The organism is Enterobacter sp. 120016 (genome assembly GCF_018383635.1).
In the GTDB taxonomy this organism is placed as follows: domain Bacteria; phylum Pseudomonadota; class Gammaproteobacteria; order Enterobacterales; family Enterobacteriaceae; genus Enterobacter; species Enterobacter asburiae_D.
Genome location: NZ_JAHAWC010000026.1, coordinates 1 through 14,225 on the forward strand (window position 1 = coordinate 1; position 14,225 = coordinate 14,225).

Annotated in this window: 16 protein-coding genes and 1 riboswitch; of the genes, 7 read left to right on the forward strand and 9 right to left on the reverse strand. The window is 58.5% G+C overall.

All coding sequences use genetic code 11. The features are described 5' to 3' along the window. Positions 1-104: 104 nt before the first annotated feature. Positions 105-1,013 (reverse strand): uridine diphosphate-N-acetylglucosamine-binding protein YvcK, encoded by a 909-nt coding sequence (yvcK, locus tag KIF87_RS21945; RefSeq protein WP_039261383.1) that lies wholly within the window; start codon positions 1,011-1,013, stop codon positions 105-107. 225 nt (positions 1,014-1,238) lie between these two features. Beyond that, a riboswitch (molybdenum cofactor riboswitch) is annotated at positions 1,239-1,372 on the forward strand. Here yvcK and moaA point away from each other — a divergent pair. The 6 genes from moaA (at position 1,360) to KIF87_RS21975 (ending at position 4,839) form a co-directional block, all read left to right on the forward strand. Next, positions 1,360-2,349 (forward strand): GTP 3',8-cyclase MoaA, encoded by a 990-nt coding sequence (gene moaA / locus KIF87_RS21950; RefSeq protein WP_059346371.1) that lies wholly within the window; start codon positions 1,360-1,362, stop codon positions 2,347-2,349. It overlaps the preceding riboswitch by 13 nt. Positions 2,350-2,373: 24 nt before the next feature. Beyond that, positions 2,374-2,886 carry a molybdenum cofactor biosynthesis protein B gene (gene moaB / locus KIF87_RS21955; RefSeq protein WP_024908761.1) on the forward strand — a complete coding sequence of 171 codons (513 nt, stop codon included), beginning with the start codon at positions 2,374-2,376 and terminating at the stop codon, positions 2,884-2,886. Positions 2,887-2,889: 3 nt separating this feature from the next. Further along, positions 2,890-3,375: a cyclic pyranopterin monophosphate synthase MoaC gene (gene moaC / locus KIF87_RS21960; protein WP_023292962.1), complete on the forward strand. Its 486-nt coding sequence runs from the start codon at positions 2,890-2,892 to the stop codon at positions 3,373-3,375. After that, positions 3,368-3,613, forward strand: a complete 246-nt coding sequence (gene moaD / locus KIF87_RS21965) for a molybdopterin synthase sulfur carrier subunit (RefSeq protein ID WP_023310854.1) — start codon at positions 3,368-3,370, stop codon at positions 3,611-3,613. The genes moaC and moaD overlap by 8 nt, the downstream gene beginning before the upstream one ends. 1 nt (position 3,614) lies before the next feature. After that, a complete protein-coding gene (gene moaE, locus KIF87_RS21970) occupies positions 3,615-4,067 on the forward strand; it encodes a molybdopterin synthase catalytic subunit MoaE (RefSeq protein WP_029742165.1) in 453 nt (150 codons plus the stop codon). A 64-nt stretch (positions 4,068-4,131) separates the two neighbouring features. Next, on the forward strand, positions 4,132-4,839 hold the full coding sequence (locus KIF87_RS21975) for a Bax inhibitor-1/YccA family protein (protein WP_148242788.1): 708 nt from the start codon (positions 4,132-4,134) through the stop codon (positions 4,837-4,839). 104 nt (positions 4,840-4,943) lie between these two features. On the opposite strand, the gene KIF87_RS21980 is transcribed toward KIF87_RS21975, so the two are convergent. Genes KIF87_RS21980 through KIF87_RS21990 form a run of 3 tightly spaced genes read right to left on the reverse strand, consistent with a single transcriptional unit; the run spans position 4,944 to position 7,902 of the window. Then, a complete protein-coding gene (locus tag KIF87_RS21980; RefSeq protein ID WP_063442025.1) occupies positions 4,944-5,906 on the reverse strand; it encodes a lysylphosphatidylglycerol synthase domain-containing protein in 963 nt (320 codons plus the stop codon). Beyond that, entirely contained in the window at positions 5,906-7,144 is a 1,239-nt protein-coding gene (clsB, locus tag KIF87_RS21985) for a cardiolipin synthase ClsB (RefSeq protein ID WP_213330686.1), read from the reverse strand. The genes KIF87_RS21980 and clsB overlap by 1 nt, the downstream gene beginning before the upstream one ends. After that, on the reverse strand, positions 7,141-7,902 hold the full coding sequence (locus tag KIF87_RS21990) for an endonuclease/exonuclease/phosphatase family protein (protein WP_023334979.1): 762 nt from the start codon (positions 7,900-7,902) through the stop codon (positions 7,141-7,143). The genes clsB and KIF87_RS21990 overlap by 4 nt, the downstream gene beginning before the upstream one ends. Before the next feature lie 133 nt (positions 7,903-8,035). On the opposite strand from KIF87_RS21990, the gene KIF87_RS21995 reads away from it, so the two are divergent. Then, the gene (locus KIF87_RS21995; protein WP_014883088.1) at positions 8,036-8,446 is read left to right on the forward strand and encodes a YbhQ family protein; all 411 of its coding nucleotides are present in this window, start codon (positions 8,036-8,038) and stop codon (positions 8,444-8,446) included. Here KIF87_RS21995 and KIF87_RS22000 read toward each other — a convergent pair. Genes KIF87_RS22000 through cecR form a run of 5 tightly spaced genes read right to left on the reverse strand, consistent with a single transcriptional unit; the run spans position 8,408 to position 14,048 of the window. Further along, positions 8,408-9,514 (reverse strand): ABC transporter permease, encoded by a 1,107-nt coding sequence (locus KIF87_RS22000; RefSeq protein ID WP_023310860.1) that lies wholly within the window; start codon positions 9,512-9,514, stop codon positions 8,408-8,410. The two genes, KIF87_RS21995 and KIF87_RS22000, sit on opposite strands and share 39 nt — an antisense overlap. Before the next feature lie 9 nt (positions 9,515-9,523). After that, complete coding sequence (locus tag KIF87_RS22005) at positions 9,524-10,657, reverse strand: ABC transporter permease (protein ID WP_213330688.1); 1,134 nt, start codon at positions 10,655-10,657, stop codon at positions 9,524-9,526. Further along, positions 10,647-12,386 (reverse strand): ATP-binding cassette domain-containing protein, encoded by a 1,740-nt coding sequence (locus KIF87_RS22010; RefSeq protein ID WP_159513694.1) that lies wholly within the window; start codon positions 12,384-12,386, stop codon positions 10,647-10,649. Before KIF87_RS22010 ends, KIF87_RS22005 begins: the two co-directional genes overlap by 11 nt. Beyond that, positions 12,379-13,374, reverse strand: coding sequence for a secretion protein HlyD (gene hlyD, locus KIF87_RS22015; protein ID WP_213330691.1), 996 nt, complete (start codon positions 13,372-13,374; stop codon positions 12,379-12,381). Before hlyD ends, KIF87_RS22010 begins: the two co-directional genes overlap by 8 nt. After that, entirely contained in the window at positions 13,371-14,048 is a 678-nt protein-coding gene (cecR, locus tag KIF87_RS22020; RefSeq protein ID WP_213330693.1) for a transcriptional regulator CecR, read from the reverse strand. The genes hlyD and cecR overlap by 4 nt, the downstream gene beginning before the upstream one ends. Between the last annotated feature and the right edge of the window lie 177 nt (positions 14,049-14,225).

Consider the following 14,225-nt stretch of genomic DNA (forward strand, 5'->3'; position numbering starts at 1 on the left):
TGTTAAAAAGTGTTCACCATGTCCCCGAACACCTGTCTACCATGTCCCCGGACTGTACAGTGGGAGAGGGCCGGGGTGAGGGCATCAGGCCGCACAAAACGAACCTAACCCAGCGCCTGAATCGCCTTCTCCAGCGCCTCGCGCAGCAGGTGACGGTCATGGCGATACTTGATATCGCTGGCCTCCAGCGGCTCCTGCACCACCAGACGATTGCCAATCCCTGATACATCCACTTTTGGGCCCACGACTACGCCGTCAATGATTTTCTTACCGACGTAATGCTCCATTAATTCAAGCTTGTCTGCCAGCGACAGGCTCGCCGCCGCCGGGCTCAGTTCACGTCCCAGGTTACCGATGTAGACCATCGGGGCAGGGGTGCGGCGCAGCGCCTGCGCCAGCTCTTTCACCAGCAGAATGGGCATCAGGCTGGTGTAAAAACTGCCTGGGCCGATCAGGATAAGATCCGCTTCCCCGATGGCCTCCACCGCTTCTCGCGTGGCGGGTACGCTCGGATAGGTCATTAACTCCGTTGGCGGCAGGATGAGCTGGTCGATATTCACCTCGCCGTAAACTTCATGCCCTTCGGCGTCGATTGCCATCAAGTCAACCGGTTGTTCGGACATAGGGATCAGGAATGCATCCACCTTGAGCAGATTGCGGATTAAGTTGATGGCTTCCAGAGGCCGTACGCTCAGGTGATCAAGCGCCTTTAACATCAGATTTCCGAGGTTATGCCCGGAAAGTTCGCCATTACCGCCAAAACGGTACTCAAACATCGCCGACGCGACGCTTGGCTCGGTAATTAACTGGTTCAGGCAGTTGCGCATGTCTCCCCAGGCAATACCGCCTTCGGCACGACGAATGCGCCCGGTCGAGCCGCCGTTATCGGTGGTGGTCACTATCCCTGTCAGCCTTGAGCCGAGTGACGACAAAGAGGACATAACCCGGCCTAAGCCGTGTCCTCCGCCAAGAGCGACCACTCGGTCAAGATCCGCAAAAGTGCGATTGCGCATACGTATTCCTTATCACGTTCGATCGCGTAACAGTAACCTAACTACCCCTAAAAGACGATGCCTCACCCGATGCAAAATGACGTATATCAATGTGAAAATACGGTTTTTAGGTATTCTGTAGCGAAAATGCAGGAACGATTCGCTATATAGATGATTATATAGCGAGGAGCGATAATGGCGTCGTCAGAATTTCCGCGCTACTATCGCCCTAACCACGTTTTCAAAATTGAAAACATACACTCTAGCCCTTGTGCCTGTGTCGAAAGATATGGCGCTCTGGCCGTGGCGAATTTGCCACCAGGGTACAGAAAGAAATGACTGTGCCTCCCGATCTGGAAAGGTGTACATGGCTTCACAACTTACTGATGCTTTCGCGCGTAAGTTTTATTACTTACGTCTGTCGATTACCGATGTGTGCAACTTCCGTTGCACCTACTGCCTGCCCGATGGCTACAAACCGGGCAGCGTCACCAATAACGGCTTTCTCTCCGTGGATGAAGTGCGCCGCGTCACGCGCGCCTTCTCTGAGCTCGGCACCGAAAAAGTGCGTCTGACCGGCGGTGAACCCTCTCTGCGCCGTGATTTTCCCGACATCATCGCCGCCGTGCGTGAAAACGAACGTATCCGCCAGATTGCCGTGACCACCAACGGTTACCGCATGGCGCGTGACGTGGCGAACTGGCGCGATGCGGGGCTGACGGCGATCAACGTCAGCGTCGATAGCCTGGACGCCCGTCAGTTCCACGCCATTACCGGCCAGGATAAATTTCAGCAGGTCATGGACGGTATCGACGCGGCATTTGCGGCCGGGTTCGAGAAGGTAAAAGTCAACACGGTGCTGATGCGTGATGTGAATCATCATCAGCTGGACACCTTCCTGGCGTGGATCAAATCCCGCCCTATACAGCTGCGTTTTATCGAGCTGATGGAAACCGGCGAGGGCAGCGAGCTGTTCCGTCGCCATCACATCTCCGGCATGGTGCTGCGCGACGCGCTGCTGAGACGCGGCTGGATCCACCAGATCCGCCAGCGCAGCGACGGTCCGGCGCAGGTCTTCTGCCACCCGGATTACGAAGGTGAGATTGGGCTTATCATGCCCTATGAGAAAGACTTCTGCGCCAGCTGCAACCGCCTGCGCGTCTCCTCCGTTGGCAAGCTCCATCTTTGCCTGTTTGGCGACGGCGGCGTAGACCTTCGCGATCTGCTTGAAGACGATGCGCAGCAGGACGCGCTTGAAGCACGTATTTCTGAAGCGCTGACGCATAAAAAACAGACCCACTTCCTGCATCAGGGCAATACCGGCATTACTCAGAACCTGTCCTACATCGGCGGGTAATCAGGCTTAAGAAGGAATCAGAATATGAGTCAGGTAAGCGCAGAATTTATCCCGACACGCATTGCTATCCTTACCGTTTCCGACCGCCGCGGCGAAGAGGATGATACCTCCGGCCACTGGCTGCGCGAGGCGGCCCATGACGCGGGGCATCACATCGTCGATAAAGCGATCGTGAAGGAGAACCGCTACGCCATTCGCGCTCAGGTTTCGCAGTGGATTGCCAGCGATGAGGTGCAGGTGGTGCTGATTACTGGCGGCACCGGCTTTACCGCAGGCGATCAGGCCCCCGAAGCGCTTATCCCGCTGTTTGACCGCGAGGTGGAAGGCTTCGGCGAAGTGTTCCGCATGCTCTCCTTTGAAGAGATTGGTACCTCCACGCTTCAGTCGCGCGCCGTTGCCGGGGTGGCTAACAAAACCCTGATTTTCGCCATGCCGGGTTCGACCAAAGCCTGCCGCACCGCATGGGAAAACATCATCGCCCCGCAGCTGGATGCCCGTACCCGTCCGTGTAATTTCCATCCCCATTTAAAGAAATAAGCTATGTCACAACTGACCCACATTAACGCCGCCGGTGAAGCGCATATGGTGGATGTTTCCGCCAAAGCCGAAACGGTGCGCGAGGCGCGCGCGGAAGCGTTCGTCACTATGCTGCCGGAGACACTGGCGATGATTATCGACGGCAGCCACCATAAGGGCGACGTCTTTGCCACCGCGCGCATCGCGGGGATTCAGGCCGCCAAGCGCACCTGGGATCTCATTCCGCTGTGCCATCCGCTGATGCTGAGCAAGGTGGAAGTGAACCTGCAGGCGCAGCCGGAGCAGAGCCGCGTGCGCATTGAGTCACTCTGCCGCTTAACCGGGAAAACCGGCGTAGAGATGGAAGCGCTGACGGCGGCCTCAGTTGCCGCGCTAACCATTTATGACATGTGCAAAGCGGTGCAGAAAGATATGGTGATTGGCCCGGTTCGCCTGCTGGCAAAAAGCGGCGGCAAATCCGGTGATTTTAAGGTGGACAGCCATGATTAAGGTGCTCTTTTTTGCCCAGGTGCGCGAGCTGGTGAATACCGACAGCCTGACGCTGGATGCGTCCTTTGAAAACGTCGCTGCCCTGCGCGCGCATCTGGCGGCACAAAGCGACCGCTGGGCGCTGGCGCTGGACGAAGGCAAGCTGCTGGCCGCCGTTAACCAGACGCTGGTGGAGTTCACCCATCCGCTGAACGCAGGGGATGAAGTGGCCTTCTTCCCGCCGGTAACGGGGGGCTAAGATGGCTGAAACCCGAATTCTGGTGAGCCCCGAGCGTTTTAACGTGGGGACCGAATACAGCTGGCTGGCGGAACGCGATGAAGACGGCGCGGTCGTCACTTTCACCGGCAAGGTGCGCAATCACAACCTCGGCGACAGCGTGAAGGCGCTGACGCTGGAGCACTATCCGGGGATGACCGAGAAATCGCTGGCGGAGATTGTCGACGAGGCGCGGGGTCGCTGGCCGCTTGGCCGCGTCACGGTGATTCACCGCATCGGCGAGATGTGGCCCGGCGAGGAGATTGTCTTCGTCGGGGTGACCAGCGCACACCGCAGCAGCGCGTTTGCGGCAGGGGAGTTCATTATGGATTACCTCAAAACCAAAGCGCCGTTCTGGAAGCGCGAAGCCACGCCGGAAGGCGACCGCTGGGTGGAATCTCGCGACAGCGATAAACAAGCCGCCAGCCGTTGGTAGTCGGTTTACGTGGATGTGTTAATCTTAACGTGTGTGTCTACTTAATCTTAATCAGGAGTGAATCATGGACCGATTTCCGCGTTCCGATTCAATAGTACAGCAGACCCGTAGCGGCCTGCAGACGTATATGGCTCAGGTGTACGGCTGGATGACGGTTGGCCTGCTGCTTACCGCGTTTATCGCGTGGTATGCGGCGAACACGCCTGAACTGATGATGTTTATCTTCTCCAGCAAAATCACCTTCTTTGGGCTGATTATCGCGCAGCTGGCGCTGGTGTTTGTGCTTTCGGGTCTGGTGCAAAAGCTGAGTGCCGGAATGGCGACCACGCTGTTTATGCTCTATTCGGCGCTAACGGGGCTGACGCTTTCCAGTATTTTCATCGTCTACACCTACTCCTCCATCGCCAGCACCTTTGTGGTGACCGGCGGGATGTTCGGCGCGATGAGTCTCTACGGTTACACCACGAAGCGCGATCTGAGCGGTTTAGGCAGCATGCTGTTTATGGGGCTGATTGGGATTGTGCTGGCGTCGCTGGTGAACCTGTGGCTGAAGAGCGACGCGCTGATGTGGGCCGTGACCTACATCGGGGTGGTGATCTTCGTTGGGTTGACGGCGTATGACACCCAGAAGCTAAAAAACATCGGCGAGCAGATTGACGTACGCGACAGCTCAAACCTGCGCAAATACGCGATCCTGGGCGCGCTGACGCTGTATCTGGACTTCATCAACCTGTTCCTGATGCTGCTGAGGATTTTCGGCAACCGTCGTTAAGGTTGTTTTGCCGGGTGGGGTGCGGTCTGGTGCCCTCACCCTGACCCTCTCCCACGGGAGAGGGAACAAACACTAAAAACGGCAACAAGGTTGCCGTTTTTCTTTTATTTCGCCATTACCTTTTCGTTCTTCGCTCTCAGCTTCTTCGCCCGACTCTCCAGCACCAGATAACAGACCGTTGCCAGCGCCAGCGGCAGGAAGTAATACAGCATGCGGTATGCCAGCAGGGCCGCGATAATCGTGCCCTGAGAGACATGCTCCCCGGCCAGCAGGGCAATAAATACCGCTTCCAGCACGCCGATCCCCGCCGGAATATGCACAATCACGCCCGCAATGCTGCTCACCAGCAGCACGCCCAGCACGAAGAAGTAGTTCACGTCCTCGCCAATCAGCAGCCAGATAATGGCCCCCATCGCCATCCAGTTGGCGCTGGAGACGGCCATCTGCAGCACCGCAAACTTCCACGAGGGCAGCACCAGCTTTTGCCCCTTAATGGTCATGTGACGGCGCCTGGCAAACGCGCAGGCCCACAGATAAACGGCGATGATCAGCAGCAGTACGATGCCCAGTATGCGCAGCGTGGCCTCGTCGATATACCAGTGCGCGGGCAGCTGCACCACGCCGATGGTGAAGATCACCCCGCCGAGCAGAATATAGCCCAGCCAGTTGGTGGTGATGCTTAACGAGAAAATGCGCGTGATGGTCCCGCCCGGCAGGCCGAGGCGCGAATAAAGGCGATAGCGCATGCCAATGCCGCCGACCCAGGTGCTCAGCGTCAGGTTAAAGGCGTAGCAGATAAACGACACCAGCATAACCTGACGTTTGGCCAGCTTGTGGCCGCAGTAAGCTCGGCCGAGCAGGTCATAGCAGCCGTACATCAGGTAGCTCACGATAACCAGCCCCACAGCGCCCAGCAGCACCATCCGGTTATAGTTGCGGATGACTTTCCACACCTCTTCCCAGTCAACTTTCTGCGCGTAGACCACCAGCAGAACCGCGACCGCAATAAAAAACAGCCAGGTCAGGATCTTTTTTGCCAGCCGCCAGCGCGGATGCGATTTCGACATCAGGGTTTGCCTCCGTCTTCCGCTTCAATACGGTCCTGGGTTTCCATTTCCGGTTGTACCGGCGGGTCCACCTGCGCAAGCTTAGGCGTATGCGCCGGCAGCCAGCCGACCATGGCCGGGAAATGGCGCAGAAAGTGGAACACCACCACGCTGATGCCCAGGTTCCACCAGGTACGTTTGGGGACCATGGATTCGTCCACGCGCACGCTGTCGTTAACGATCAACGCCTGCAGGTTATCCCGCAGAGTCTGGTTAAACTGGCGATCGTGAATGATCAGGTTGGCTTCAAGGTTGAGCGATAAGCTCAGCGGATCGAGATTGCTGGAGCCTACGGTTGCCCAGTGATCGTCCATCAGCGCCACTTTGCCGTGCAGCGGTCGGCGGCGATATTCGTAGATCTGTACGCCGCCCTTCACCAGATAGTTATACAGCAGCCGCGCGCCGACTTTGACTATCGGCATATCCGGCTCGCCCTGCACAATCAGCTTCACGCGTACCCCGCGCCGGGCCGCATTGCGCATGGCATGCAGCAGACGATAGCCCGGGAAAAAGTAGGCGTTAGCAATAATCACTTCGCGCTTCGCGTTGGCGAGCATCTTGAGATAATGACGTTCAATGTCGTCCCGGTGCTCGCCGTTATCCCGCCAGACGAAAAGGACCTGCGCTTCGCCGGGCTTCCGGTTCTCTTCCGGGCGATGGCGGCGTCTCCACCAGCGGCGAACGGCCTCTTTACCCGGCAGGTTCTCCAGCTCAAAGAGCAAAATGTCCTGCACCACAGGGCCTTCAATGCGAATGGCGTAGTCCTGCTTTGCCTCCGGGCCGTAGTCGGACATATGCTCAGCGGAGTAGTTAATGCCGCCGACAAACGCCACCGTCTCGTCCACCACCACAATTTTGCGGTGCATCCGGCGGAAAAGATTGGTACGCATGCCGAACAGGCGAGGGCCGGGATCGTAGTAGCGGAACACCACGCCCGCAGAGGTCAACTCATTGACAAACGTATCGCTGAGATCCGGCGAGCCATAGCCATCAAGCAGCACTTCAATTGTGACGCCGCGCTGTGCGGCGCGCAGCAGCACGCTGTGCAACTGCTTGCCGACGTCATCTTCGAACCAGATAAAGGTTTCGAGGATCACCTTCTGCTGAGCGTTATCAATCGCCTTAAACACGGCCGGGTAGTACTCGTCTCCGTTGACCAGCAGCGTGATCCGATTGCCTTCCTGCCAGGAACATTTCATAGGTGGATCTCCGCGCTCAGCGGGGCATGGTCGGAAAGATGTCGCCAGTTAAGGAGCGCCAGGGCGGTCGGGCTGCTGGCGTGGGCATTTTTCACGTAGATGCGGTCAAGCCGAAGCAGCGGGAAACGGACCGGGAAGGTGCGCGCAGGCCTGCCGTTGGCGCGAGTAAAAATCTCCTCCAGTCCGGCATCCACCTTCAACGGATGGTTTGCCCGCTGTCGCCAGTCGTTGAAATCGCCGGCCACGACCACCGGTTCACCTTCGGGAAGCGCGTTGGCCCATTCGGCCAGCATTTTCAGCTGCGCCTGACGATGGGCTTCGCGAAGGCCCAGATGAACACAGCCGACATGCACAGGTCGCTCGAGGTCGGGCGGGGTAATGCGGCAGTAAAGCAGGCCGCGTTTTTCGCTTTCCCCGACGGAAACGTCGCGGTTTTCGTAATGTTCAATGGGGTAGCGGGACAGCACCGCGTTCCCGTGATGCCCTTCCGGGTAGACCGCGTTGCGGCCGTAGGCGTAATCACTCCACATGGTGTCGGCCAGAAATTCATAGTGCGGCGTGTCGGGCCAGTTCTCAAAGTGGAGCGGATGCACTTCGTGTGCGCCCATCACCTCCTGCAGGCAGACAATATCCGCGCTGACGGTGCGAACCGCGTCGCGCAGCTCCGGTAAAATGAAGCGGCGATTAAATGCTGTGAAGCCCTTATGAATGTTTATCGTCAGCACCTTAAGCGAGAAATGCTGCATTTTTTGAGTCATAAGCTCCTTCCTGAGTGACTATCCCAATGAAAATAAAGTGTAGTCGGCGTCACAAAAAGATGCGGCGTTACGGAATTTTCCGTAAAGTGCGGTAGTCTGATTAAGCAGAGAAAAATCCTTCAGGAGAGAAGCCATGAAGTGGCAACAACGTGTTCGTGTCGCAACTGGCCTGAGTTGCTGGCAGATAATGTTGCATTTACTGGTCGTGGCCGTACTGGTGATGGGCTGGATGAGCGGCACGCTGGTGCGTGTTGGCCTGGGGCTATGCGTCCTTTATGGCGTCACCGTGCTGTCGATGCTGTTCTTACAGCGCCACCATGAAGCGCGCTGGCGCGAGGTGGGTGATGTGCTCGAAGAGCTCACCACCACCTGGTATTTTGGTGCAGCGATGATTGTGCTTTGGCTGCTGTCGCGCGTGCTGCAAAACAACCTGCTGCTGGCCCTGGCGGGTCTGGCAATCCTCGCAGGGCCTGCGGTCGTCTCGTTGCTGACCAAAGAGAAAAAGCTACGCAATGTTGCGTCTAAACATCGCGTACGCCACTGAGCCCGTCGTGGCCGCGATGACCAGCAGCGGCCACAAACTTCCCCAGACAATATCCAGACTCGCATCCTTCAGATAGATTTGCTTGGTGATGTCCGTAAAGTGCCGAATCGGATTTACCCACGTCAGATCCTGTAGCCATACCGGCATGTTCTCGACGGGAGAAACATAGCCCGAGAGCAAAATCGCGGGCATCATAAAGACGAATACCCCGATAAACGCCTGCTGCTGCGTCGAGCAGAGCGCCGAGATCAGCAGTCCAAACCCCACCAGCGACAGCCCGTAAATCACCATCGTGAAGTAAAACAGCGCCAGCGAACCGGCGAACGGGATCTGGTAGGCCCAAATACCGACTCCCAGCACGATGGTGGCCTGGAACGTCGCGACAATCAGCGCCGGCACCGCTTTGCCGACGAAAATCTGCCAGGTGGCGAGCGGGGAGACCAGCAGCTGATCCAGCGTGCCCTGTTCGCGCTCGCGGGCGACGGACAGGGAGGTCACGATCATCACCCCGATGGTGGTGATCATGGCGATCAGCGACGGCACCACGAACCACTTATAGTCCAGGTTCGGGTTGTACCAGTTGCGTACCACCAGCTCGCTGTTGTTGGGCTTCGGTTTGCCCTCCATCAGCTCCTGCTGGTAATCCTTCACCACCTGCTGCAAGTAGTTGGCCGCTATCTGGGCGCTGTTGGAGTTGCGTCCGTCGAGGATCAGCTGCATCGGTGCGGTCTGGAAGGTATCCAGATTGCGGGAGAAATCCGCCGGGAACCGCACCAGCAGCAGCGCTTTTTGCGTGTCGATGGTGGGCTGGATCTCCTGCGGGCTTTTCAGCAGCAGGATGTGGGTAAAGGCTTTCGCACGGGCAAAGCGCTGCGTCAGCTCGACGGAATGTTTGCCGTTGTCTTCGTTGTAAATGGCGATGGTGGCGTTGGTCACCTCAAGGGTGGCGGCAAACGGGAACAGTAAAACCTGGATCAGCACCGGCAAGACCAGAATGGCGCGGGTTTGCGGCTCGCGCAGCAGGGATTGCAGCTCTTTGCGGATCAGTGTCCATAAACGGTGAAACATGCGCGCTCCTTAATCTAACCGCCGTTTGGTTTTCATCCACGTCAACCCGATAAACATCACCGCCGACGCCATCAAAAACAGGGTGTTGATAATCAGCACCACCGGAATATTCCCCGCCAGGAACAGGCTTTGCAGGGTGCTCACGAAGTAGCGCGCCGGGATGATGTAGGTCACGGCGCGGATCACCGCAGGCATACTGTCTATCTGGAAGATAAACCCGGACAGCATAATCGACGGCAGAAAAGCGGCGTTCAGCGCCACCTGCGCGGCGTTAAACTGGTTGCGGGTGATGGTGGAGATGAGCAGACCCATGCCCAGCGTGCTGAGTAAAAACAGGCTGGTGATAAAAAACAGCACGACCAGCGAGCCGCGATACGGCACGCCGAGGATAAAGACTGACACCAGCATGCAGAGCAGCATCGCCAGCATGCCGAGGAAATAGTAGGGGATGAGCTTGCACAGCAGCAGCTCGACGCGCGTCACTTCGGTAGAGAGCAGCGCCTCCATGGTGCCGCGCTCCCACTCGCGGGCGATGACCAGCGAGGTCAGTATCGCACCGATTACCGTCATGATAATCGTCACCGCGCCCGGGATAATAAAGTGCTGGCTGATGGCGGCAGGGTTAAACCAGTACCGCGTTTGCACGTCGATCAGCGGTTCAAACGTCTCGCCCCGGTCTTCCGCGCGCTGCATCTGCCAGAGCTGCCAGATCCCCTCCGCGTAGCCCTGCACGAAGTTGGCGGTGTTCGGCTCGCTGCCGTCGGTGATCACCTGGATTGGCGCCTCGGTATTCGCCCGCGCCATATTGGCGGCGAAATCCACCGGAATGACGATCAGACCGCGAATTTTCCCGGCCTGCATTTTCTGGACCAACTCCTGCCGGCTGTCGCTGATGGTGGCGTCGATGTAGGGCGAGCCGGTCATGGCGTGAGTGAAGTCCAGCGCCTCTTCGCTCTGCTGCTCCAGCAAAATCCCGACCCGGAGCTTGCTGGAGTCCAGGTTAATGCCGTAGCCAAAGATAAACAGCAGCAGCAGGGGGATCACCACCGCAATCAGCCAGCTGCTGGGGTCACGCACGATCTGCCGCGTCTCTTTGATGCACAGCGCGCGCACCCTGCGCCAGGAAAGGGCATTACTGCGCATGGGCATTCTCCTTATCCCAGTCGTGGATGAGGGTGATAAACGCCTGCTCCATAGTCGGGTCCGGGACCTCATCGTCGGCGGCCTGGTTTTTCAGGTCGTCCGGGGTACCGTGGGCAATCAGCTTGCCGCGATACACCAGCCCGATGCGGTCGCAGTACTCCGCCTCGTCCATGAAGTGGGTGGTCACCATCACGGTCACCCCTTTTTCCACCATGCTGTTGATATGCAGCCAGAACTCGCGGCGGGTAATGGGATCAACGCCCGAGGTCGGTTCATCCAGAAACAGAATGTCCGGCTCGTGCATCAGCGAGCAGGCCAGCGCCAGCCGCTGCTTAAAGCCGAGCGGCAGCTCGTCGGTGGCGTGGGAGGCAATGTTAGTTAACGCGAAGGCGTCGCTCATGCGGCGGATTTTCTCGTTCTGCGCGCGCCCGCGCAGGCCGTACACGCCGGAGAAAAAGCGCAGATTCTGCTCGACCGTCAGGTTGCCATACAGCGAAAACTTCTGCGCCATATAGCCCAGATGCTGGCGCGCCTTGCCGGAGCTGACCTTCAGGTCCATATCCAGCACCAGCGCCTTGCCGGACGTCGGCACCAGCAGGCCGCACATCATCTTGAAGGTGGTCGATTTTCCCGCGCCGTTCGGCCCGAGCAGGCCAAAAATCTCGCCGCGTTTAACCGCGAAATTGACGTTATCGGTGGCGGCGAAATCCCCGAACTTTTTGGTGAGCGATTTCGCTTCGATCACCGTTTCGCCCGGCGTGCCTTCCACCGTATGCAGAATGGCGGCAAGCGGCGACTCTGACGTACCCGCGCCGCCCAGCAGGTCGATAAACGCGTCCTCAAAGCGCGGTGCGGTCTCTTCTATCTCGATCTCAGGCATCCCTTGCGCCTGGCGAACGTCGTCGGCGGTGGCCTCTTTTTTGAGGATAATGCGCACCGAGCGGCCCTGGATCATCCCGTCGCTGACCTGCGGCAGCCTGAGCACCCGCTGCAGCAGCCTGCGGTTGGACTCCTGCGGGCTGTGCAGCAGGAAGCTGCGTCCGGCCATGCTCTGCGTCAGCGTCGTCGGCTCGCCCTGATAAAGCAGTTCGCCTTCGTTCATCAGCAGCACGTCCCGGCACTGTTCCGCTTCGTCGAGGTAGGAGGTGCTCCAGAGGATCAGCATGCCGTCGCCCGCCAGCTCGTGCACCATCTGCCACAGTTCACGGCGCGAAATGGGGTCAACGCCGACGCCGGGCTCATCCAGCAGCAGCACTTTCGGCTCGCCGACCAGCGTGCAGGCCAGCCCCAGCTTCTGCTTCATCCCGCCGGAGAGCTTGCCCGCCAGCCGGTCGGTGAACGGGCCGAGGGAGGTAAACTCCAGCAGGCGCGCGAAGGTTTTCTGTCGGGTTTCGCCGGTGACGCTGCGCAGATCGGCGTACAGGTTCAGGTTTTCCATCACCGTCAGGTCTTCGTACAGGCCAAACTTCTGCGGCATATAGCCGAGCATGGCGTGGAGCGCGCCGTCGTCTTTTATCGGGTCAAGACCGAGCACGCTGGCTGAGCCTTCATCCGGCTTGAGCAACCCCGCCAGCATCCGCATCAGCGTGGTTTTCCCCGCGCCGTCCGGGCCGACCAGCCCGGTCACATAGCCTTTCTGGATGGTGCAGTTCAGCGGCGCGACGGCCGGTTTGTCCATTCCCGCGAAGCGTTTGACCAGATTGTTGAGCTGAATAACCGCGTCATTCATGTCGTTCCCCGCTGTCTACTTTTACGGTGACGGGCATGCCCTGACGCAGCGCGTCGTCCGCATCGGTGACGATGATGCGCAGGCGATACACCAGGTCGGTTCGCAGGTCCGGCGTTTCAACCGTTTTCGGCGTGAACTCGGCGGTAGGGGAGACAAAGCCCACTTTGCCGTGATACGGCTTGTCCGGACGACCGTCGGTATAGAGCAGCAGCTCGCGGCCCGGCTGCATCTGGCCGAGATTCGGCTCGTCAACGTAGGCGCGCACCCACACCGGGCGGGTCAGGGAGAGCGTTAAGACGGTGCTGCCCGCGCTGAGCATGCTGCCCGGCTCCACGGCGCGGGTCATCAGCGTGCCGTCAGACGGCGCGACTAAGGTGGTGTCGTGCAGATCCAGCTCAGCCTGAGCCAGCTGCGCCTGCGCCTGTTCAAGGCTGGCTTTCGCCTGGGCGATATCCTGCGGGCGGTTACCGGTGTGGTACTGGCTTAATTTATCCTGCGCGGACTTCAGCGTGGCCTGCGCCTGGTCGCGGGACGAGCGCGCATTTTCCAGATCGTTGGCGGAAATGGTGCGGCTTTTCCACAGCCCCTGCTGGCGCGCGTAGAAGTTCTGCGCGTAGTCATAGGCGGCCTGCGCCTGCTTAACGGCGGCGGCGGCCTGGGCGATCTCTTCGTCGCGATAGCCTGCCAGCATCAGGTCATACTGCGCCTGAGCGACGGACACGCCTGCTTTGGCCTGCAGCAGCGCATTCTCATAGGGCGCTTTATCCAGCATCCCCAGCGTCTGCCCGCTTTTAATGGCATCGCCTTCGTCCACGTTCAGCGAGGCGAGACGTCCGCCCACGCGGAAGCTCATGTTCACCGTGCGAATATCCACGTTACCGTACAGCGTCAGGCCTTTATCCTGATGGCTCTGATACCACAGCCATCCACCGACTCCGGCGGCAAGCAAAACAACAACCACCAGAATGATGGCGACAGGTTTTTTCATGACTTCAGGCTCCTTTGCGTTAAGCCTTGCAGGATCAGATCGACGTGACAGGCGATCACCTTGCAAATCTGCGCGGCTTTATCCTCATCAAATTGTGTCCAGCCGGTGCGTAAAAGGATGGTTTCCCTGCCCAGACGGAAGGCAAGGATTTCACCCAGCAGGGCGTGGGTATGCAAAACCGTCTCGGTATCACCGGCATCCCGACCGGTATAGGCGGCAATCAGCCGGGTCAGGTGCGAGTGCATTGGCTCAATTACCCGATCGTGTACCCGTTGGTAGGCGACGGTCGGGGAGAGCTGCTCCCGGGAGATAAATTTGCTCAGGTTGAGCGTATCGTCGTGCGTCAGCAGGCGGATCATATCGTGGCAGGCGTTGAGAATAAGCTGGCGAACGGCGGCGCGATCGGGCGACGGCTGGTCGAGCAGCGCGGTGGCTTCCTCAACGTGCGGGTGAAACTGCGTGCCGATAAAATCGGCGATCCACTCGGCGCAGGCGAGGTATAAATCCTCTTTTGAGCCAAAATAGTAGGTAATAGCCGCAATGTTCTGCCCGGCCAGCGCGGCAATATCGCGCGTGGTCGCATGCAGCCCGTACTCACCAAACTGCGCCAGCGCGGCGGCGATAAGCTGATTTTTGGCCTGTTCACCTTTGGTTGTTGTGGGTGTCGTATTCATGGCGGCATTAAGAATTAATCAATCGATTGATTAAGATTATGCCTGATTCACGCTCACGTCGAGGGAATGCTGAGGGATATTTTATGCGCCACGTCACAAAAGCTGCTACACTCCGCTCCTTCGCGACATTGTGGTTTTTGTCCTCCCCTATTCGTTATATCTCCCTGAAAACTACAC